Origin of the sequence: Paenibacillus sp. FSL R10-2782, assembly GCF_038592985.1 — a bacterium.
GTDB classification, from domain to species: Bacteria; Bacillota; Bacilli; order Paenibacillales; family Paenibacillaceae; genus Paenibacillus; species Paenibacillus terrae_C.
The window spans coordinates 5,258,338-5,279,243 of the sequence record NZ_CP151951.1 but is presented as its reverse complement, the minus strand read 5'-3'; the positions used below and the strand labels follow the sequence as shown (position 1 = coordinate 5,279,243).

Genomic DNA, 20,906 nt, shown 5'->3' with positions numbered 1-20,906 from the left:
CTTATATTTTAAAAATATGGGCACGGGAGGGATTGCGTTGAGGTCATTTTTGTACAAATCTTTTGGTCTGGTGCTGGTTGGGGTGCTGTTATTGCCAGTGGGGTGGTGGGGCCCGTCTGTAGCGGAGGCGACCCCAACTGTGGAACATTCCCCGCCAGTTTCGGATTTGGTTCTGCCAACGGGAAGTGTGGATAAGACCATCGGGGCCTATGGATTTGAGCAAGGCAATAGCGAGGGCTGGAAGCCTCGGGGGGCTTATACCCAAATCGCGTCCGTCTCAGAAGCTGCATATGGCGGCGTACACAGCCTGAAGGTAACCGCTCGTACGGAGGTTTGGAACGGTGCGGAGCTGGATGTGAAGTCGCTGTTGCAGCCGGGTGTGGAATATGAGATTAGCGGCTATGTGAAGCTGGACGGTAATTCTACGACGCCAAGCTTGATCAAGTTTACGATGGAGCAGCAGCCGACAGGCGGGGCTACGACATGGAAGACAGTTGCGCAGACGGAGAAGATGGATACATCATGGGCCAAACTTCAAGGGGCCTATACGTTCACAGGGGGGATGGATACACTGAAGCTGTATGTAGAAAGCTCGAATCCTGCGCAGGCCTACTATATGGATGAGGTGGAAATCAGGCAGGTTTCAGAAACGCCAACGGAGCCGACCGGTGGTATCGTATCCAGTTTCGAAGATGGTACGGCTCAAGGCTGGGTAACCCGTATGGGTACCGAGACAGTGCAGGTGTCGAATGTCGATGCACGAACCGGATCGTACAGTCTGCTGACGACAGGCAGACAACAAACATATGCCGGGCCAAAGCTGGACGTGACTGCTACGGTGCAAAAGGGAAGTCGCTATACGGTTAGTGCCTGGGTGAAGCTGGCGTCTGGCGAGCAGCCTACCAAGGTAAGACTCAGCGTACAGCGCGATCATCAAGGTGAAAGTGCGTATGAAACGGTGGTAGGCGACACGGCGATCACGGCAGGGGGATGGACGCATTTGACTGGAACGTATACGCTCGCGCATGATGCCGATAACGTTTCGATGTATTTGGAAACGTCAGAAGGGACGGCTTCCTTTTATGTGGATGATTTTGAGCTGTCACTTGTTCCCCCGCTTGCGATTGAGAAGGATATTCCTTCTTTGCATGGATTGTATCAGGGGCAGTTCAGCATCGGTACGGCGATTGAGGCTTTCCAGACCGAAGGGGCTTACGGTGAACTGCTGCAAAAGCATTTTAACAGCGTCGTGGCAGGGAATGCGATGAAGCCAATCTCTTTGCAGCCGTCCGAGGGACAGTTTCATTGGGAGGAAGCGGACCAGATTGTGCAATTTGCACAGCAGCATGGGATTGCTATCCGTTTCCATACACTGGTGTGGCATAACCAGACCGGGGATTGGATGTTCAAGGATAAGAATGGACAGCCGATGACACCGACCGCGGAAAATAAAAAGCTTTTGCTGGATCGGCTGGAGACGCATATTCGTGCGGTTGCAGCCCGTTATAAAAATGTAATCACCGACTGGGATGTGGTGAATGAAGTCATTGATCCCGACCAGCCGGACGGTATGCGCCGCAGCAAGTGGTATCAGATTACCGGAACCGACTATATTGACAAAGCCTTCCGTGTCACGAGGGAAGCGGCAGGTCCGAACGCCCGACTGTTCATTAACGATTACAACACGCATGAACCGAAGAAACGGGATTTTCTGTACCATTTGGTGCGTGATTTGCTCGCCAAAGGCGTACCGATTGACGGCGTAGGTCACCAATCACATATCCGGCTGGAGTTTCCTGCTATTGACGAAATTGAGCAGTCCATTGAAAAATTTGCTTCTCTCGGCCTGGATAATCAGATCACGGAGCTGGATATGGGCCTGTATTCTAATGATACAGATCGCTACGAAACGATACCTGAAGCCATGTTGATCCAGCAGGCTCACCGCTATCGGGCGTTGTTCGATATGTTTTCAAGGCAGCAGGAGCATATCAGTAATGTGACGATTTGGGGTACAGATGACGGTAATACGTGGCTCAGTACGTTCCCGATTGCCCGGTTGGATAAGCCGCTGCTGTTCGACGAACGGTTAAAGGCCAAATATGCCTATTGGGCGCTTGTTGACCCGTCCAAAGTACCGCCGCTGCCAGCAGGGAATAACGAATAAATAGCTTGAATCAGATCAATCAATAGAGCTGTCCAACAGGAGAGCTATGGCTACCTTACGCTAGACGAATCCGGTTGTCCCCGGATTTTATCCTGATCCGAGCGCGATATGTGCCGGAGAGTATTACTACATGGCGGCAAGCTCGTTTGAATATATGCCGGGCTTGCCGATTTTTCATAGCCGTAACTTGACGGAATGGCGGCAGATTGGGCACCCGTTGGAAGTTGAGAGCAAACAGCAGGTATTGACATTAATAGATTACAATTTAGATATTCACTTATGTTTTTTAAAAATGGTAAAATATATAATCTTAATCTTGATTTAATGTATAGATTTGTACATAATAGATTTGTCTTGTAATTGGTAAAAAAGGAGTCTAGTGGTTTTTATGTAATTTTGATAACAAAAATTTTAGGGAGATGAAAGAACTATGAAGTTCAAGAGTGTATGTTCGTTGGTTGCTGTAGGCATGCTTACATTCACGGTAACTTGTTCAGTCGGTGCGGAATCATTCCAAAATCAAGATTTAATCAATCCGTCCATGACTAAATCGGACAATGCTATTTTGAGCAAAATAATCAATTCGCTGGACCCCGAAGACAGAGAAAACGTTACATACATAGACGAAACGGGAAAAGTGCTGGTAAACAAGGAAAGCCTAAGGAAGGAAGTTATCCCCCTGGAACCGGTGAGTCAGGTTACGTACAAGGATTCGAAGTCTTCCCTTCTATCCGTAACTCAGAATACGTATAAAGATTCAACGGGCCAATTATACACTTTTCCTGTATTACAACCTAAACCAGATTGTATGGTAGGGAATCATCCAGCATCTACACCAATGGACTTTAGCACTAACTCTGCTAGTTTCCCCGTATGCCGGGACCTGAGAAACGGGGCCTATCGTGGGGTATATGCAAATAGGGGATTTTCATGGGCAACGTCACGAGTTCATTTACCGGAAAAAAATATATTTATGAGAATCCGTCTAAATACACAGGTAGTACAGGATTCGTCTATATGGGCGGTTGGGGTAATACTAATAATGCTGTAGATGCAGGTTTACAGCATAGCCCAAAGTATAATGATTGGGCTCCCTTCTTGCTAATAGAGGGTAATGGTGGCCCCTTAACGTTTACTCCAAGATTTGAAGGAGATCAGGACATCCAGATGAAGTTTTATGTTCCATCTGATGGCATTGTTGCTTTAGTTATTTATGGTTACGATATTAGCGGTACGAAAGTTGAAAAAACCTACACCGGGGCGGCTCCAGGTTGGACTGCTTCTGGTAATGGTAACATCATAAAACGAATGACAAGTATAGCCCAAATTCAAAATCACGAAGACTATAACGATGGTTCATACATCAAAAATGTTGATTGGTATGGCTCCTTTATAGGTCCTAATTCAGTAGATAGTGTTCCATGGCGAAGTACCGAAACCTATGGATATTGTTCTTCTCCACGAAATAAAATATTTATAAATTTCGTTCATGCAGGATCAGAATTGATTGATATTATTTTAGAATAAATTTTATCGGATGGGGCATTACCCATCTTGTTTTAAGGAGGATATTTTGTGGGAAAGCTGCTGTTCAAGATTATGGTCTTAAGTTTGATGATTTTTTGTTTTTCTCAAGAAGCTTTTACTGGAAAATTATCAGCTCAGAGTATAGCTCCAAGCACGCAATTTTTGAAAATCAACAATTACTATGTCTTATTTACGACACCCAAAGCCCCTTATATTGATAAGAATAATCGCTTCATGGTGCCTTTGAGATCTATTAACGATTTATTGGGTGGACACACGACGTATGACCCGACTTCCAAAACGGCCACCATTCAGTTTGGGTCGCATCAGGTTAAGTTTAAAATGGACTCCACTGAGATTGTTACCGATTCAAACGCGTCCGTGATGGATACCGTCCCGGTTCTTTACAAAGATTCGATATTTGTTCCTTTAGGAATACTTACGACGCAACTAAATATACATCAGGAATGGGATCAACAAAATAAACTGTACTCCCTCTCTGGGAAGGAATTAATGAAGACACCTATGATGGAGAATGTTGAAGATTTGGATAGAGTACCGGTAGACAATGAGCATGCTTTCAGTTTGTTATCGTACAAATTGACCATGGGGGAGGCAAAGATTCATCTAACTATCACAGCTAAGAATATAACCGGGAAAAAGCTTAGTGAGGGCATTGAAGATTTAAATACCACTTTTATTTTTAATAATAGCACGGGGACTGAAGACAGAAATCGTAAACGGCCAAGTATAGATAAGGATGGAATCGTTACACGTAGCCTGGACATGCCATATCCAGGCACGATAGAAAACAAAAAAATCATTAAAGGTGAACTGGAGTATATCCTTTTTAAAGGAAGAACTCTAAAGTGGTAAACTGTTATACCCAGACGATATTGTTTTTCTTGCAGAAGGTCCATGGTCTATATAATGGGTAAAAGTACAGCTGATCCGAAAAGAAATTTGGATCAGCTGTACTTTTTAATTTTTTAGTTTTTGTGTATTGCAAATTCAAAATATCAAAATGCAATAAAACTTACTCCAGATTGGCATGCTGACCAAACATAGATTTAGAAGTCAGCTTGCGTAGCTCCATCGTTCTGAGCACCAATGCATCGCCATACAGCAGCAGGGTTTGCTCAAATAGTGAACCCATGGGTTGAATGGTTTGGTAATCCTTGTTGGTTGGGTCCTTGGGTGCGCCTGGAAGCTTGACGATCATATCAGCCAGCTTGCCAATGGTCGATCCAGGGGAAGTGGTCAGAAGTGCCAGAGAAGCCCCCAGCTTTTTCGCCTTTTCTGCCATCGAGATCAGACTTTTAGTTTCACCGGAGCCTGAACCGATAATCAGCAAGTCGCCTTCGCCCAAGCCGGGAGTTACCGTTTCCCCGACCACATAAGCCCGAACACCCATATGCATCAGCCGCATCGCCAGCGAACGGATCATGAACCCGGAACGGCCTGCGCCTGCGACGAACACCTTATTCGCAGCGGCAATGGACTGAATCAGTTGCTCTGATTCCTCATCACTGATTAGCTGTGGAACCCATTGCAGTTCCTTGAGCACCTCGGATAAATATTGAGAGGTTTCCATTGGAATTAACCTTGTTTAATGAGCTGCTGCATTTGGGAAGCAACGGCTTTTTTGTCGTCCTCGCCAGTGATCCCGCCGCCGACAATAACCAGATCCGGTTGAGCCTTAACGACCTCAGCCAGTGTGCTCAGCTTGATGCCGCCAGCAACCGCAGTTTTGGAGTTTTTCACGACTTTTTTGACGGTTTGCAGTGCTTCGAACGGGCTCTGTCCTTCAGCTTGCAGATCATAGCCTGTATGCACGCAGATGTAGTCTACGCCGAGAGCGTCGATTTCTTTCGCACGTTGCTCCAGGTTTTTAACACCGATCATGTCCACCAGAATTTTTTTGCCGCCTTGTTTTTTCGCTTCTTCTACCGCACCTTTGATCGTTGCATCTTCAGCTACAGCCAGAATCGTAACGATATCTGCGCCAGCTTCGGAAGCTTTCAGCACTTCGTAACCGCCTGCATCCATGACCTTCAGATCAGCCAGTACTTTCAGATTCGGGAAGGCTTCTTTCATTGCTTTTACCGCATGAAGTCCCTCATTGATGACAATTGGAGTACCGATTTCTACGATGTCAATATACGATTCTACTTCTTTTACCAATGCAATGCCTTGCGGGATATCTACTAAGTCTAAAGCCAATTGAAGTTCCATGTTATTAACTTCACTCCTTTAGTGAATTTGTATTGGATGAACAGGTACATGCTCTGTTGAATGCTGTGAATACTTTGGTTTCATGCACAGGTTTGATTGTAAGCCCCAGGTATCCGATTGAAAAGTACGCACTATTTCGTAACGTAGTTACCCTGACGATACTATGACTTCTTTTTGACCTCCTTTGGAGGACCTGATTACATCTTTGTTATGGATTATTTCTCTAGCATGATTCATTTATTCATCGGCTATAAACCATACACGACAATCTTAGGTTGCAAAAGAAACTACATATCTATGATTGAATTGACTTCAAGTTAGCATTTGTCTATATTTGTAATATACTGGTATGCGGAGGAACGACAACGCGGATGCTCCTGATGAGAATACATGGGTAAACGTCATTTTCAGAAATAGGGAGGCGGGTTTTAGTGGAAGAGGTCCTGAATCAAAGGGAAGCTATTTATTTGTTGTCGGACAGCCACGAACTCGACAAGGCTTGTGAGTTGTTTAGAATCAGCTACACACATAACGATTGGGATGAAGCGAACAAGGTTGCAGACTATCTGCATGCTTTGGCTGAAAGCCTGTATCACATCCAACTGAGAAATGCTGCGGACGGCAAGCACGAGACGTTGAATACCAAACATCCATTGGTATTTTATTATGCATACAGTTATTTGGCTAAATCTATTTATTTTCAGAATAAGGGTAAGTATCAAGAAGCTAGAGAATGTATTATGAAGTACGGCGAAATGGGTTGGTTTATGGGGCTGGATGAGAGCGGCCATGAAGAAGTGGAAAGATTTCGTTTTCTCGCCAAAGCCAACCTGTACACGGTTGAATTGCTTTCGGGAAAACGGGAGCTTCTGCCCGAATATGTTCAATTTCTTCACGACAATGATGAGGAACTGCTTCCAGGATTGGTCGGTATTGTCGAAGCAGCTAATTTGAATAATTGGAATATTGACGATCTGCTGAATGATTTTGCCCACGATATTGAGATATTTGAAGGTTATGAAGATAGAGGAAACCGCGTATATTATTTAAAGCTTGTTAACCAATTAGCCATTTATTATTTCAAACAGGAGCAGTATACGGTTGCGTTAAATTATGTCCTTGCTTCTCTGCAATTCTCTGTTAGTGTAGAAGCAGATGCCGATTTCAGGACATTGGTGGCTTTGTTTGAGGCTTATCGAGATTTGGCAACATCGTCACAGCAAGAGCAATATCAAACCATTTTATTAAGGGGGCTTCATAATGAAAAAGGCTTTAATCTCGGTAACTATGGTCTTGGTGTTTCTTAGTATTGTGATTCCGGCGGGTACTCTACTGGGTGAACTAGCCCCCGTGAATCTTGCCAATCATGGGGTGTTCTCTGATATTGTTTAAACTTGATTTGATTGATGAGTCCCGGCAGGGGTTTTATAAATAAAAGGGAGTACACTTTAACGCTTTTTGCGATAAGTGTACTCCCCTTTTTTCTTGCGGAATTACATTTATTTCACAATATAGGAAGTCAGGTTGTTAGCTAACTGCTGCATCGTTTCACTCGCTTGTTGCATACGATCCATCACTTCGGTAAAAGAGCTTACCAGCGTTGCTTGCTCCTGCGAAGAAGCAACAATTTGCTTAATTTCCTCTTCCATCTGATGAACAGAGTTTTGTACATCCTTGAGAGCCGCTTCAATATCAACCGTCGCTTTTTTGGATTCTACCGAGAGCTTACGCACTTCTTGGGCGACGATACCAAAGCCTGCTCCTGCTTCTCCGACACGTGCCGCTTCAATGGCAGCATTTAATCCAAGCAGGTTGGTTTGGTCGGAGATTTCTTTGATAAATACAGCGACCTGATTGATTTTACCCGAGTTTTGTACGGCAATTTGGGTGTTCTCCAAAATCTGTTCACTGGTAGCTTGTAGCTCCTCGGTGTGTGCTGCTACATGCTGCACCATGTCAATGAGATGCTCGGTGATGGAAAGGTTCTCAGTCACGATTTGATCCAGTTGATTCTTGTTAGTCAAATTATAGGAAGCAGCAAATGCTGCAACGACCTCGCCATTTTCGTCAAACACAGGAATACTAACCATATCAAGAGGATATCCCAGCAGTTCAGCAGGAATGTGGGTCAGGCTCGGCTCGCGCCCATTTTTAAGCATGGAAAAATTTTGGTAGTCCTTGAGCAGCTCCGAGCCGACTTCAAAGCCGAGATCCATGCCCTCCGACTCGCTATAAGCCAGAACATGAGTACGGTCAAAAAGCGCAAGAGTCACCTTTTCACGCATAATTTGCTGTATATAGGGGATTGCTGCAATTAATGCATTTAATGAATCCAACTAAATTACCTACCTTTCTTTACTAAATATATTTTTTATAGCCTTGTATTCATTGTCGGTCTTTTGAGTGATAAAAGTTATAAAAATATTGAAAATTTAAGGAGAATGAGGGTTTCAAAAAAAGGCATATCGTTTCCATTACAAAACGATATGCCCTCGTATTTAATCTTGGAGTGTCAGCGTTTGGTGTAGTCGGTTCACTTGCCGCGCTGTTCGAACAATTGAACGATTTCAACAATAACCTTGGTTGCAAGCACCATATTGTCCACCGATACATATTCAAACTTACCGTGATAGTTCTCCCCACCCGTAAAAATATTCGGTGTAGGCAGTCCCATATAGGACAGCTGTGAACCATCTGTACCGCCGCGAATCGGCTTGATGATCGGATCAATTCCCAGCTTTGTCATCGCTTCATGGGCAACATCCACGATGTGCTTGACGGGCTCGATTTTCTCCTTCATGTTGTAATACTGATCTCTCAGCTCCAGAACGATACGGTTTTCCCCATATACGACTTGCAGCTCTTTTACCACGTTCGTTAAGTAAGCCTTCCGGTTTTCAAAGCTTTCACGATCAAAATCACGGATGATATAGTGTAATTTGGCTTGTTCTACCGTACCCTCAAATTCCAGCAAATGATAAAAGCCATCGTATCCGTCCGTGTATTCCGGAGCTTCATTCGCAGGCAATCGTCCGTTCAGCTCCATGGCAATTTTGACGGCGTTAATCATTTTGTTTTTGGCTGTACCGGGATGGACATTAACACCGTGAATAGTAATATGGGCGGCTGCGGCGTTAAAGCTTTCATATTCCAGTTCTCCAAGCGGTCCACCATCTACTGTATAGGCATATTGGGCACCGAAAGCAGCTACGTCAAATCGTTCCGGTCCTCTTCCAATCTCTTCATCCGGTGTAAAGGCGACGCGAATCTTGCCATGCGGAATTTCCGGGTGATCCAGCAGATAATGTATGGCTGTCATAATTTCTGCAATCCCGGCTTTGTTATCTGCACCAAGCAACGTGGTGCCGTCCGTCGTGATCAGGGTATGACCTTTATATTGAGGCAGCTCGGGAAACTCGCGCGGAGAAAGGTTCACACCCAGCGATGTATTCAGCGTAATGTCGCCCCCATCATAGTTTTCCATCAATTGAGGCTTTACCCCTGCGCCAGTCATTTCGGTAGCGGTATCGAGATGGGCCAAAAAGCCGATAACCGGAACCTCTTTATCCGTATTGGAAGGAAGAGTTGCCATGACATAACCGTTGTCGTCTATGGTTACGTCTGTCATACCAATGGCTTTCAGTTCGTTGACCAGCAGGTTGCCCAGTGTGAGCTGTCCGGGTGTAGTCGGGCAAGTGTTGCTGCTTTCATCGGATTGGGTATCTACCTGAACATAAGTGGTCAGGCGTTTAATCAGTTCCTGTTTCATGCGTATTTCCTCCTTGTGTCATTTCTGATATGCTACATATTTTATCATGATTGGACTTGTTATATGAAAAATTTGGCTTACGTTTCTAAAACGACAGCTTGTGTTGCACGGAGACGACGAGTAAGATAACAGTAAAAGAACGTAAAAATGGAGTAAAACCATCAAAGGAGTCTGCAATGCCTACGTTAAAAGATATTGCTCAGGAGGCGGAAGTTTCCATATCAACAGTTTCCCGAGTCTTAAATTATGATGAAACATTGTCCGTTTCGGAGGAAACACGGCGTAAAATTTTTGAGGTTGCCGAGCGAATGAAATATACGACCGTTAAACGTAAAAATGGAGGCATCGGGCGTCAGTCCCGTAAAAAGGCCGAGGGGCCGATCCGGCTCGGGATGGTTCATTGGTTTAGCGCGTATGAGGAACTGGAGGACCCGTACTATCTCTCCATCCGGTTCGGCGTGGAAAAGGAATGCCGCCAGAGCGGAGCGCAATTGGAGCGGATTTTCCGGCGGGAAGACCTGTCCGCACTGAAGACGCTATCCGAAGGGCTGCACGGGCTAATCGTGCTCGGGCATTTTAGCAGCCAGGAAATAGAGCACATGCTGGAGCTTTCCATCCCTTGCGTCTTTCTGGATCACCCGGTAGAGCGTACAGGTGCGGACTATGTCGTCATTGACCTCGCTCGTGCTGCGGCAGACGCGCTGGATTATTTGATGAACGCGGGCCATCGTCACATCGGTTATGTAGGCATGGGCAAGGATGAGCAGGCCCATGATTCCGATCAAGCGGAGATGGATGCACGCTATGAGACCTTTTTGCGGTATAAAGGGCAGCATGGGCTATGCACGTCGAACGACATTCATGTATGTGGCGGAACGGCGGCAGACGGCTTTCGTGCGATGGAAGCGGCAGTTCTGGCAGGGTCAGAGACCCTGCCTACAGCCTTCTTTGTTGCGAGCGATTCGGTAGCGATTGGCGTATTAAAGGCGCTGGAGCAGCATCAAATCGCCGTTCCTGAACGTATTTCAATCGTCGGCTTCAATGATATTCCGACAGCGGAATATTTGACACCGTCGCTGACGACGGTCAAGACGTATACCGAATTGATGGGAGAAACAGGCGTTCAGCTCTTGCTGCATACGGTGCGCAACGGTCCGAATGAGGTTGGTCGCAAGGTCACCATTCCAACCGAACTGATGATTCGTAACAGCAGTGGACCGCCGTTTACCGACTCGATATAGAAATGTGCTCCATTGTGTATTTCATGGTCTTCACAGCTCCGGATGCCGGGGCTGTTTTTTGTATGGGCAGAAGAAAAAACGGAATTGACAAATGCTTTGTAAATGCTTACATTAAAAATATATTTATTTTACTAAGTTTTACTCATTATTTTTACTTAAATATTTTACTATGATATCAGATTGAAAAATAAAAGTTTGAGGTGACTGCCCATGCGTACCATTTTGCCGTTGAATGACCAGTGGTTTTACCGTCCTGAATATGTTGAGAGCGAAATAAGCGCAGGAATCGATGTAAGTCGGTATGAGTCTATTCTGCTGCCACACACCAATGTAGAGCTGCCTTATAACTATTTTGACGACAAGGCTTTCCAGTTTGTTTCCACGTATAAAAGAGAGTTGGACATTCCGGCCAATGCCAAGGGGAAACGGGTGTACGTCGATTTTGAAGGGGTCATGACTTATGCGCAGGTATATCTGAACGGGGTAAAAGCGGGAGAACATAAGGGAGGCTACACACCGTTCAGTATTGAATTGACCGGACTTGCCGAATACGGCGGTTCCAATGTACTGACGGTCATCGTCGATTCCACGGAGCGGGACGACATTCCTCCTTTTGGGGCAGTCATTGACTATCTGACCTATGGCGGTATTTACCGGGAGGTGCAGCTGCGAATTGTCGAGCCGGTGCATCTCGGCACAGTATTCGTGCAGACACTGGAGCCGCTTGCGGCAAGCAAGGCGGTACGCGTGGTTGTGGAGCTGGAGGGGACTAGCGATCAGGAGAACGATTTGACGGTCGCTTTGCGACTGCTGGACAGAGCGAGCGTGAAGGCGGAGACCGAACCAACAGCAGTGACGGGGGCGGAAGTGACGCTGGAGCTGAAAGAACTGAACGGCTTGCAGCTATGGGATATAGATGATCCCAAGCTGTATGAAGCAGAACTAACGTTGCTGCGAAACGGGGCTGAGATAGATCGTCTGACCGTGCGTTTTGGCTTCCGCGAAGCCGAATTTCAGCCGGACGGGTTTTACCTGAACGGGCGAAAGATCAAGCTGCTTGGCTTGAACCGCCATCAGTCTTACCCGTATGTCGGCTATGCCATGCCGAAAAGAGCGCAGCGCCGTGACGCCGATGTACTCAAAGAGGAATTGGGCCTGAATATGGTGCGGACATCGCATTACCCGCAGTCCCGTCATTTTCTGGACCGTTGCGATGAGATCGGGCTGCTCGTTTTTGAGGAAATTCCGGGCTGGCAGCATATTGGCGGCGAAGCGTGGAAGGAGCAGGTGGTCAGGGACGTGGAGGATATGATTATCCGTGATCGTAATCATCCGTCAATCGTGATCTGGGGCGTGCGGATTAATGAGTCGCAGGATGATCATGAGCTGTACGCACGTACCAATGAGCTTGCACGCAAGCTTGATCCGATTCGTGCGACGGGTGGCGTGCGCTATATTGTAGGGAGCGAGCTGCTGGAAGATGTGTATACGATGAACGATTTCGTTCATGACGGCGGGCATAAAAAATATTTGGCGAAGGAAATCCGCAATTTCGATACGTATGACGATACAGAAGGTGTAGATGGGGAAACGACAGGTTTGCGCCAGCCGTCCCTCGTCACCAAGCTGGATCATCCGGTTCCTTATCTGGTGACGGAATATAACGGGCATATGTACCCGACCAAGCGCTTTGACCAGGAGGAACGGGTGATGGAACATGCGTTGCGCCATACGCGGGTGCAGAACGCTTCCTATGCCGATGAAGGCATTGCCGGGGCGATTGGCTGGTGCGCTTTTGACTACAATACGCATGCAGATTTTGGCTCTGGCGATAAAATCTGCTACCACGGTGTGATGGATATGTTCCGCCTGCCCAAATTCGCAGCGAACGTGTATCGCAGTCAGAAGCGGGTCGAGCAGGAAATCATTCTGGAGCCGGTCACTTACTGGTCACGTGGCGAACGGAACATTGGGGGCATCGTACCGCTGGTTGTATTCACCAATTGTGATGAGGTGGAATTCATTTATGGCGACGAACGCAAGGGCGTCTATCGTCCAAACCAGGAAAAGTATCCGGCTCTTCCGCATCCTCCGGTCGTTATCGACGAACTGACAGGTCACTGGGGCATGAAGTGGGAAGATGCTGTGTTCATCGGGTACGTGGACGGTCAAGAAGTGATTCGCAGACGCTACTCTCGTAATCCGGTGCCGACGGAACTGCGTGTAGCTGCCGACGATACAGCGCTGGAGGCAGGCGATTGGGACGTGACGAGAGTTGTGGTGGATGCTCTGGACGAATACGGGAATGTCCTGCCTTTCTATGCTGATCCGGTTTCCGTGGAGGTGGAGGGAGCAGGTGAATTAATCGGTCCGTCCAGCCTATCGCTAATTGGTGGGCGTATTGCGTTCTGGATTCGTACGAAGGGTGAGGCTGGTAATATTCGCGTGAAGGTTTCCGCGCCATCCCGTTTCGATCCGCAGAAAGTAAGTATTCTCGTTCAGTAGAGTTAAAATAGAACATTTAACGTTATATGATGTAGGTTATTTCTTCGTTTATTTAAGAAGGGATGTCGATCAGATTCTGCAAAGGATCTGATCGGACATCCCTTTTTTGGCTTGTGATAGGGACTTTAATCTATGAATCTGTGAATTTTGTGTCTTCCTACTGAGTCACTTAACGTTACGCTCATAGATTTGAAGGCATAGAATACACTATCAAGCACAAGGGAGGTGAATCCTATGGCGATTCTTTTACCTCAACAAAACTTCACGATTGCGGCTGGTATCGGTAAATCATACTTTGAAAACTTGAACGGTGGCGCAAATGCTACAATTACCGTTAATAATAACGGTCCGGCTCCGATCAATCTTGTCGTTACTCGTGTCAACGCACCCGTGATCACTTATGTTATCCCTGAATTTACTAGCCTTACGCTGGAAGTTGCCTTATTGCTGGTAGCTGGTCTGTTGACTACTGCAGCCGGCGCCACATTTGGTACGATCCAAATTGCGACGGCTGATTTTTAAGCTGTAACGACCTGATCCTCTAACTCTAGTTTGCCGCAAGGTGAGCTAGAGTTTTTTTGCTTTGAAAATTTTATGAAACTTTTTTTGGGCTGTGCCGATATATACATATGGCATAGTAAATACACATCGAAAAGGAGCATCCCCTTTATGAGCTTTAGCAATCCGGTTTTACGTGATGACATCTTCGTGCGCGAAGATGAAAGAGAAGTTAGCGAACAGCGCATGACCATCGGAGGCACGATCAACAAAACACTGCTCCTGCTGGTTCTGCTGATCATCGCGGGCAGTATCACCTGGTATATGACTTACAATGGTACAGTTGAGGTCTTATCCTTTATAACCGCAGGCTCCATTGGCATGGTCGGCATAGCGCTGGCTATATCCTTTTTCCCAAAATCAGCCCCGTTTTTGTCGCCTGTTTACGCGATTCTGAGCGGCTTTGCTTTAGGCGGGATTTCAGCTTTCATGGAATATGACTATCCGGGTATCGTGGCGAATGCGATTTTGTTGACGGTGGGTATTTTGTTTTTGATGCTCTTTATGTATACACAGCGAATCATTAAGGTTACCCGGGGCTTTATCTCCTTCGTTGTTTTATGTACGTTGGCGATTTTCCTGGTGACGCTGGTTGACTTTATTTTGAACTTTTTCGGGATGAACGTTCCTTATATTCATGAGACAGGCTGGCTTGGAATCGGTATTAGTCTGTTTATCGTTGTGATTGCGGCTTTGAATCTGCTGTTGGATTTTAATTTCATTGAAGAGCAAGCAGATCAGGGCGCACCGAAATATATGGAGTGGTATGGCGCTTTTGGATTGCTAGTGACTTTAGTGTGGCTGTATGTACGGATATTGGAGTTGTTGTCCAAATTCAGTAAGAGAGACTAAGTGCCTGCAATTAATCTATATTATGTAGTCTTTCCTGTGCAGATATGTGCAGGATACGAAGATTGGGATGGCTAATGCCGTCCTTTTTTATATATAAATGAAGAATAACCTGTTTAAAAACTGCATTTTACGTTAAATACATAGAAGTTAGGTAAAACATAACGACAGTAAGTAAGGAGTGGGGCAATGTATCAAGTGGTGCTGGTGAGGCATGGAGAGAGCGTGTATAACCGCCAAAATCTGTTTACAGGCTGGACGGATGTAGACCTGACCGAGCAGGGAACCCATGAAGCCATAGAGGCAGGGCGTATTCTCAAGGAGAATGGGTATACGTTTGATCTGGCGTTCGCTTCAGTGCTGAAACGATCCATTCGTACGCTGTATCATATTTTGGACGAGCTGGATCATTTGTGGATACCCGTGCAGAAGTCGTGGAAGCTGAACGAACGCCATTATGGTGCTCTTCAGGGACTGAGCAAGCTGGATTCTGCCGTCCAATACGGCGAGGAACAGGTACATATCTGGCGACGCAGCCTGACGGTGCGACCTCCCATGTTGGATGAACAGGATGAACGAAGCCCTCGCAGAGAGGAACGATACCGCAACATTAAGCCGGAAGAGCTGCCGCTCGGAGAAAGTTTGGAGGATACGGTGCATCGGGTTGGTGAGTTTTGGAAGCAGCGGATTGTACCCTTGGTGCAAAAAAAGGAACGGGTCATTATTTCCGCGCATGGCAACACCCTGAGGGCATTAATCAAGTACATGGAGAATCTGGACGAAACCGCACTGCTGGATTTGAATATTCCGACAGGTGTGCCGCTGGTCTACGAGCTGGATGAGCATATAGATCCCATCCGGCGCTTCTATCTCGGTGATCCAAGTCATGTGGAGGCGAAAAAGCAGGCCGTGGCCAACCAAAGCAAGGTAACGGAGTGATTTTCGATAACAAAGAGGACAGGGAGCTTCGTTGCATCCTGTCCTCTTTGTGCTGGATATAAGTTAAAAAGAGATAAATTAAGCGTCCACGTCGTCTTCTGCTTCCTCCAGGCCGTCGTCCTCGCCGGGAAGCGCCCATACCGATACACTTCCGGCACGAACCGGGAATACGCCGTAGCCATCCTGTTCAATCTGTACGATATGGTCGTGACGGCCAGTTAGATCGGTCCATTGCTCTCCTGCGCGGTGTTTTCCCACAAACATACGCTTCTGCCCGTCGTCGGCGTTGGTGACCACCACGGCGCAGCCGGAGCCTTTCAATTCAGACACGCCCTGACGTACCCATCCAATCGTATGGGGATCATCCAAATAATCCTTTTGCTCACCATAGGCTTTATGATATCGGGCGTACAGGAGCGGGTCGAGCGCGGCCTGCTTGCCTTTTACGGGCGTTTGCCCTTGAATGCCGTAGTAATCGCCGTAGAATACGCAGGGGTAACCGTCCTTGCGCAGCAGAATGAGCGCGTAGGCGCTGGGCTTAAACCAGTCCTCCACCCACGATTCGAGAGCCTCGTGCGGCTGGGAATCATGATTATCGACAAAAGTAACGGAGTTCAGGGGATGAGTCTGGACCAGCGTATCCTCGAAAAGGGTGCTTAAATCGAAATCCTTGCCACCCAAGGAAGCGCTATGTAGCTTGTAGTGGAGAGATACGTCAAACAGGTCGATTTTATAATCAATGGTGTTCAGAAATTTTTGACATGATTCCAGATCCGGTTTCCAAAACTCGCCGACCATATAAAAGTCCTGTCCGCGCTTTTTAATCATTTCCGTTGCGAACTCGCGTACAAATTCATGATTGATATGCTTGATCGCATCCAGACGGAATCCGTTGCATTGCAGGGTATCCACCAGCCATTTGCCCCAACGGATCATTTCCTTGCGCACTTCCTGATGATTATAGTCAATATTGGCGAACATCAAATAATCATAATTACCGAATTCATCATCTACATGCTCGCTCCAGCTTTTATTTTTGCCTAAAATACGATAAATTCCCGTTCGACCCTGACTTGCGTCGTAATCGGTCCCGTTAAAATGCTCAAAATTCCATTGAAATGTGGAATATTGACCCTGACGACCGGGGAACGTAAACTTAGTCCAGCCTTCGATATCGAACGGCTCGGAAATGACCTCATTGCGGTTATCCGGGTTGACCTCGACGACCTTGAATACTTCTGTTTCATCCGCACCGGCTTTATGGTTCATGACCAGATCGACATAGACGGCTACACCGTGGCGAACGCAGGCAGCAATAGCCCCCAGCAGATCCTCCCTTGTACCGTATTTGGTGCGTACCGCACCTTTTTGATCAAATTCACCCAGATCGTAAAGGTCATAGACGCCGTATCCCGTATCCTCGGGGGATTGGCCCTTGGTGACAGGTGGAATCCATATCGCGTCAATTCCTTTGGCCTTCAGTTTCGGTGCCAGGCGGGCAAGTTTCTTCCAGTGGGAGCCGTCAGCCTCGACGTTCCACTCGAAAAACTGCATCATCGTATGGTTCCTTTTCATCTTGCGTCCCTCCTTCATATATAACAAGTTACCCACCAAGCAAGGGGGGCTAAACGTCAGACGGTCAATAAGCTGCCGAATGGAGAACAGGGATCGCTGTATAACGTATGCCAAATGCTTAAAATTTGTTATACCTTGTAGGGGTATATATTCGATGGCTAGAAAAGGGAACGTGAAAACGGTAGAATGAATTTAACTTAACCAGAGTTCGGGTTTCAGACATTCAGTAAACGTGAGTAACGGGGAAAGGAGGGGCAAACATGACGGAATCGCAGCCAATCAGGAACGAAGCGGGCGAACCGCTGATGAAAAAATGTACGTATTGTCAGGAATGGAAGCCTTTAACGGAATTTCAGCGTAGAACCGGTCGCCGGGCTGGTCCTTATTCCCGGCGTGGTCCTTGCCGTTCCTGCCGGGGGTTAGCGGCGCAAGAACGTACGTCTGCATCCGCTCCTTCTTCCGTCGAGGGGACACAGCCTCTCACGGCTTCCCTGGCATCGCATGGCGGTGTGCATGATGCAGTTGTGCAAAGCATGGAGGCGTCCGCACAGCCTGACGTGCAGCCTCAGCCGCCACGTAGGAAGCCAGTCACGGATAAAGCCCGCGAGCGTCATCGACAACGGGTTCGGCATTTGCTCAGCAGGCTGAAGCCTGCGGATACGAAGGCCCTGCGGCTCAACCGTAACGGGATGATTCGGTTAAGGGGCAAAACCGATCAGGGAAGACGTTGGCATCAAGAGATTGAATTTGATTTGGCGGTTACCCTGGTCAGAGAGCGCATGGCAGTGGTTATTAATCCGTACGCCATCCGCAGACTTTACAGCAATAAGGAATTCCGTCAATATGTGCTCAAGCGTGATCGCTATACCTGCTTTTTCTGCGGGGGTTACGGCGATACTATTGATCATTTGCTGCCCCGTGCCAAAGGGGGACACACGACGCCTGTCAATTGCGTATGTGCTTGCAACGAATGCAATCAATTCAAGGCGGCCCGTGATGTCGATGAATTTATCGAATCTGGTGTGCCGTTGCCATCTCCTGGTGATACAGATGCTCCAGAGGACTCCTTATGAACCTAGGATACTCCCGCGTCGTGGGAGTCCTGCACATCAATGACGAACGTATCGGGATTGGCCTCAATGCGTTGGCGTGCTTCCTGTGAATCAATGCCCTGAACATGTTGTCTCGCTTCTTGAACCATATCTGAATATGTTTTAGCCATCGTATCAAACCTCATATGCATATTTTGTGGTGATTTCCGTTTGATCGCGCTATGAAATTCACTCTTTCTATTACCCTTCCATGCTATGAAATGACCTTTTTTTTGCAGGAAATTGGACAAAATCTAATTTTATTCTAATTTTTATCTAAAATAACAATAAAAATTTTGTAGGAATTTGTGCAAATTTAAAATTTCTTCGACGATTGTGTTGTGAAAGGTGTAATATAGAGGTATAGGGTTCCGTTTCGGCCTGTTGTTGTCACGGAGAAGCGCTTCGTGTAATATTCCGCAGCAGTAACAACAGAATACCGTCTGAACAATATACAATTAGTGTTTGCGATGAATCAGTCTTGCCCTATTGGGTATAGGCCGGTTTTAGCTGTGCTTCTTGTATGTCTGAGGGCGTGAATTCATTGAACGTTTTATTGCTAGAGTTTATCGATACAGGTTACGAGAAAGGAATGGACTTCTATTTTCACAGTAAAGGAGGACGTTCACGCATGTCTGAAAACCAACAAGAGGTGGCTGTAACACAAGAAGCTACCAAAGAGTCTCGGGATGTATTGGACCAATTGATGAAACCGGAGGTTCAGCAATCGCTGACCGTACTGGTTGAGAATCTGCCCAAGTTGACTGAGATGGTTACTTTGATGACCGATGCTTATGATGTAGCCCGCAGTTTGGCAACCGACCCTGTATTTATCGGCGATATGAAAAGCTCCATGGGGGAGTTTGTGAAGCCTGTTACAGATTCGGCTAAAGGCTTGGCTTCTGCTGCCATTGAAGCAGGAGACCGCGTACAAACTACAGACGGCAGTGTAGGTCTGTTTGGCCTGCTCAAAATGCTTAAAGATCCAAATGTACAAAAAACGCTGCGTTTCAGCCAGGCTTTCCTGGATATTCTGAATGAGCGCCAACGCGAGAGCAAATAATTACCTGATCAAGAACGGAGGATGGACATGTCGAAGCAAATTTTGATCTTGGGCGGCGGATACGGCGGCTTGCTGGCCGCTCTGACAGCACGCCAGCATCTGGACGCTAGCCAAGCAACCATTACAGTGGTAAACCGCTTTGCGTCGCACCAAATTATTACGGAGCTGCACCGTTTGGCGGCAGGTACAATTGCCGAGAAAGCTGTTGCGCTTCCTTTGGAGAAACTGCTGCGTAACAAAGAAATTATCCTGAAAGTGGATACCGTTTCGGAAATCAAACCGGACGATAAAAAAGTAACTCTAGCCAGTGGCGCTACATTGAGCTATGACGCTCTCGTTATTTCCCTGGGCAGCGAAACGGCTTACTTTGGTATTCCGGGTCTGCAAGAACACAGCTTCACGCTGAAATCAGTGGCAGAAGCGAATCGCATTCGCGCGCACGTAGAAGCTCGTCTGGATGCTTACAAGCAATCCGGCAACAAAGCGGACGCTACAATCGTTATCGGTGGTGGCGGTCTGACGGGTGTCGAGCTGGTGGGCGAATATGCTGACAAGCTGCCTGCGGTTTGTCGTGAAAAAGGCATTAACTACGAAGATATTAACCTGTATTGCGTAGAAGCTGGACCATCTATTTTGGCAGGCTTCCCTCAAGCACTGGTTGATCGTGCAGTAACAAGCCTTGAAAAACGTGGCGTTCAAATCGTAGCTGGTGTTCCCATTACGGAAATGAAAGCCGACGAAGTTCTGCTCAAAGATGGACGTTCGATCCAAACGAACACCCTGATCTGGACAGGCGGCGTACAAGGCAACGCACTGGTTGGCGCATCTGGTATCGAAGTGAACCGTGGCCGCGCAACCGTGAACGGCGCACTGCAATCCACTTCCCATGAAGACATCTTCCTCGCTGGCGACAGCGCAGTGGTGTTCCCGGGTGAAGGCGAGCGTCCATACCCTCCAACTGCTCAGTTGGCTTGGCAAATGGGTGAAACGGTTGGTTACAACATCTTCGCTTACTTCAACGGAGCGAAAATGGAAAGCTTTAACCCCGTATTCTCCGGTACATTGGGCAGCTTGGGCAGAACAGACGCGATCGGTACGGTAGGTGCGAATGGCACCCAACTGAAAGGCGCTGTAGCTACTTTGATGAAGGAAGGCAGTAACATCCGTTACCTGTCCCACATCAAAGGACTTTTTGCATTGGCCTATTAATATTTCTTACTTTTTATATGCTTGATTGGAAGAGAGCGCTGTTCTGCGCTCTCTTTTTGTTATGTAATAGAACCTTTTATGTACCATTATGTGTAAATATGATGTTCTTTATTTGGATAAATATATTAAATTATGGTTGAAATTATATGTTTATGGGAGTAGACTACTTAAGAAAAAA

At 46.9% G+C, this 20,906-nt stretch carries 18 protein-coding genes and 1 pseudogene; 13 read left to right on the top strand and 6 right to left on the bottom strand.

Annotation, left to right across the window (positions count from 1 at the left end):
* Positions 1 to 37 precede the first annotated feature (37 nt).
* The 4 genes and pseudogenes from NST83_RS24085 (at position 38) to NST83_RS24070 (ending at position 4,570) form a co-directional block, all read left to right on the top strand.
* Positions 38 to 2,167, top strand: coding sequence for an endo-1,4-beta-xylanase (locus NST83_RS24085; RefSeq protein WP_342415929.1), 2,130 nt, complete (start codon positions 38 to 40; stop codon positions 2,165 to 2,167).
* Positions 2,168 to 2,243: 76 nt separating this feature from the next.
* Positions 2,244 to 2,492 (top strand): annotated as a pseudogene (locus NST83_RS24080) (family 43 glycosylhydrolase); the annotation flags it as partial.
* Between the two features lie 605 nt (positions 2,493 to 3,097).
* Entirely contained in the window at positions 3,098 to 3,694 is a 597-nt protein-coding gene (locus NST83_RS24075) for a hypothetical protein (protein WP_342415928.1), read from the top strand.
* A 48-nt stretch (positions 3,695 to 3,742) separates the two neighbouring features.
* The gene (locus NST83_RS24070; RefSeq protein WP_342415927.1) at positions 3,743 to 4,570 is read left to right on the top strand and encodes a copper amine oxidase N-terminal domain-containing protein; all 828 of its coding nucleotides are present in this window, start codon (positions 3,743 to 3,745) and stop codon (positions 4,568 to 4,570) included.
* A gap of 160 nt (positions 4,571 to 4,730) precedes the next feature.
* Here the strand turns inward: NST83_RS24070 and hxlB are convergent, their stop codons facing one another.
* Together hxlB and hxlA are read right to left on the bottom strand one after the other, a co-directional pair.
* Positions 4,731 to 5,288 carry a 6-phospho-3-hexuloisomerase gene (gene hxlB / locus NST83_RS24065; protein WP_342415926.1) on the bottom strand — a complete coding sequence of 186 codons (558 nt, stop codon included), beginning with the start codon at positions 5,286 to 5,288 and terminating at the stop codon, positions 4,731 to 4,733.
* 5 nt (positions 5,289 to 5,293) lie between these two features.
* A complete protein-coding gene (hxlA, locus tag NST83_RS24060; RefSeq protein ID WP_013312540.1) occupies positions 5,294 to 5,929 on the bottom strand; it encodes a 3-hexulose-6-phosphate synthase in 636 nt (211 codons plus the stop codon).
* A gap of 431 nt (positions 5,930 to 6,360) precedes the next feature.
* On the opposite strand from hxlA, the gene NST83_RS24055 reads away from it, so the two are divergent.
* Positions 6,361 to 7,236, top strand: coding sequence for a DNA-binding protein (locus tag NST83_RS24055; RefSeq protein ID WP_342415925.1), 876 nt, complete (start codon positions 6,361 to 6,363; stop codon positions 7,234 to 7,236).
* Between the two features lie 192 nt (positions 7,237 to 7,428).
* On the opposite strand, the gene NST83_RS24050 is transcribed toward NST83_RS24055, so the two are convergent.
* Positions 7,429 to 8,265 carry a methyl-accepting chemotaxis protein gene (locus NST83_RS24050; RefSeq protein ID WP_342415924.1) on the bottom strand — a complete coding sequence of 279 codons (837 nt, stop codon included), beginning with the start codon at positions 8,263 to 8,265 and terminating at the stop codon, positions 7,429 to 7,431.
* Positions 8,266 to 8,462: 197 nt separating this feature from the next.
* Positions 8,463 to 9,698: a peptidase T gene (pepT, locus tag NST83_RS24045; protein WP_342415923.1), complete on the bottom strand. Its 1,236-nt coding sequence runs from the start codon at positions 9,696 to 9,698 to the stop codon at positions 8,463 to 8,465.
* A 176-nt stretch (positions 9,699 to 9,874) separates the two neighbouring features.
* Here pepT and NST83_RS24040 point away from each other — a divergent pair, with 176 nt between their 5' ends.
* The 5 genes from NST83_RS24040 to gpmA all read left to right on the top strand — a co-directional run bounded on the left by NST83_RS24040 (position 9,875) and on the right by gpmA (position 15,790).
* Complete coding sequence (locus NST83_RS24040; protein ID WP_342415922.1) at positions 9,875 to 10,939, top strand: LacI family DNA-binding transcriptional regulator; 1,065 nt, start codon at positions 9,875 to 9,877, stop codon at positions 10,937 to 10,939.
* 210 nt (positions 10,940 to 11,149) lie between these two features.
* Positions 11,150 to 13,444 (top strand): glycoside hydrolase family 2 TIM barrel-domain containing protein, encoded by a 2,295-nt coding sequence (locus tag NST83_RS24035; protein WP_342415921.1) that lies wholly within the window; start codon positions 11,150 to 11,152, stop codon positions 13,442 to 13,444.
* 234 nt (positions 13,445 to 13,678) lie between these two features.
* Positions 13,679 to 13,966 (top strand): hypothetical protein, encoded by a 288-nt coding sequence (locus NST83_RS24030; RefSeq protein ID WP_342415920.1) that lies wholly within the window; start codon positions 13,679 to 13,681, stop codon positions 13,964 to 13,966.
* Between the two features lie 147 nt (positions 13,967 to 14,113).
* A complete protein-coding gene (locus tag NST83_RS24025) occupies positions 14,114 to 14,854 on the top strand; it encodes a Bax inhibitor-1/YccA family protein (protein ID WP_342415919.1) in 741 nt (246 codons plus the stop codon).
* Positions 14,855 to 15,040: 186 nt separating this feature from the next.
* Positions 15,041 to 15,790 (top strand): 2,3-diphosphoglycerate-dependent phosphoglycerate mutase, encoded by a 750-nt coding sequence (gpmA, locus tag NST83_RS24020; RefSeq protein WP_137060751.1) that lies wholly within the window; start codon positions 15,041 to 15,043, stop codon positions 15,788 to 15,790.
* A gap of 78 nt (positions 15,791 to 15,868) precedes the next feature.
* Here gpmA and NST83_RS24015 read toward each other — a convergent pair whose 3' ends face one another.
* On the bottom strand, positions 15,869 to 17,365 hold the full coding sequence (locus NST83_RS24015) for an alpha-amylase (RefSeq protein ID WP_342415918.1): 1,497 nt from the start codon (positions 17,363 to 17,365) through the stop codon (positions 15,869 to 15,871).
* A gap of 260 nt (positions 17,366 to 17,625) precedes the next feature.
* Between NST83_RS24015 and NST83_RS24010 the strand changes: the two genes are divergently transcribed.
* On the top strand, positions 17,626 to 18,438 hold the full coding sequence (locus NST83_RS24010; protein ID WP_137060750.1) for an HNH endonuclease signature motif containing protein: 813 nt from the start codon (positions 17,626 to 17,628) through the stop codon (positions 18,436 to 18,438).
* A 2-nt stretch (positions 18,439 to 18,440) separates the two neighbouring features.
* Here NST83_RS24010 and NST83_RS24005 read toward each other — a convergent pair whose 3' ends face one another.
* Positions 18,441 to 18,587: a hypothetical protein gene (locus NST83_RS24005; RefSeq protein WP_252361567.1), complete on the bottom strand. Its 147-nt coding sequence runs from the start codon at positions 18,585 to 18,587 to the stop codon at positions 18,441 to 18,443.
* Positions 18,588 to 19,087: 500 nt separating this feature from the next.
* On the opposite strand from NST83_RS24005, the gene NST83_RS24000 reads away from it, so the two are divergent.
* Both NST83_RS24000 and NST83_RS23995 read left to right on the top strand, forming a co-directional pair.
* Positions 19,088 to 19,519, top strand: a complete 432-nt coding sequence (locus tag NST83_RS24000; RefSeq protein WP_137060749.1) for a DUF1641 domain-containing protein — start codon at positions 19,088 to 19,090, stop codon at positions 19,517 to 19,519.
* A gap of 27 nt (positions 19,520 to 19,546) precedes the next feature.
* Entirely contained in the window at positions 19,547 to 20,728 is a 1,182-nt protein-coding gene (locus NST83_RS23995; protein ID WP_342415917.1) for an NAD(P)/FAD-dependent oxidoreductase, read from the top strand.
* Positions 20,729 to 20,906 lie beyond the last annotated feature (178 nt).

Excerpts from the sequence above, each read along its gene's own strand:
- NST83_RS24075 (WP_342415928.1), top strand. The coding sequence starts at position 3,098 with ATGGGCAACGTCACGAGTTCATTTACCGGAAAAAAATATATTTATGAG.
- hxlB (WP_342415926.1), bottom strand. The coding sequence starts at position 5,288 with ATGGAAACCTCTCAATATTTATCCGAGGTGCTCAAGGAACTGCAATGG.
- hxlA (WP_013312540.1), bottom strand. The coding sequence starts at position 5,929 with ATGGAACTTCAATTGGCTTTAGACTTAGTAGATATCCCGCAAGGCATT.
- pepT (WP_342415923.1), bottom strand. The coding sequence starts at position 9,698 with ATGAAACAGGAACTGATTAAACGCCTGACCACTTATGTTCAGGTAGAT.
- NST83_RS24040 (WP_342415922.1), top strand. The coding sequence starts at position 9,875 with ATGCCTACGTTAAAAGATATTGCTCAGGAGGCGGAAGTTTCCATATCA.
- NST83_RS24035 (WP_342415921.1), top strand. The coding sequence starts at position 11,150 with ATGCGTACCATTTTGCCGTTGAATGACCAGTGGTTTTACCGTCCTGAA.
- NST83_RS24030 (WP_342415920.1), top strand. The coding sequence starts at position 13,679 with ATGGCGATTCTTTTACCTCAACAAAACTTCACGATTGCGGCTGGTATC.
- NST83_RS24025 (WP_342415919.1), top strand. The coding sequence starts at position 14,114 with ATGAGCTTTAGCAATCCGGTTTTACGTGATGACATCTTCGTGCGCGAA.
- gpmA (WP_137060751.1), top strand. The coding sequence starts at position 15,041 with ATGTATCAAGTGGTGCTGGTGAGGCATGGAGAGAGCGTGTATAACCGC.
- NST83_RS24015 (WP_342415918.1), bottom strand. The coding sequence starts at position 17,365 with ATGAAAAGGAACCATACGATGATGCAGTTTTTCGAGTGGAACGTCGAG.
- NST83_RS24010 (WP_137060750.1), top strand. The coding sequence starts at position 17,626 with ATGACGGAATCGCAGCCAATCAGGAACGAAGCGGGCGAACCGCTGATG.
- NST83_RS24005 (WP_252361567.1), bottom strand. The coding sequence starts at position 18,587 with ATGGCTAAAACATATTCAGATATGGTTCAAGAAGCGAGACAACATGTT.
- NST83_RS24000 (WP_137060749.1), top strand. The coding sequence starts at position 19,088 with ATGTCTGAAAACCAACAAGAGGTGGCTGTAACACAAGAAGCTACCAAA.
- NST83_RS23995 (WP_342415917.1), top strand. The coding sequence starts at position 19,547 with ATGTCGAAGCAAATTTTGATCTTGGGCGGCGGATACGGCGGCTTGCTG.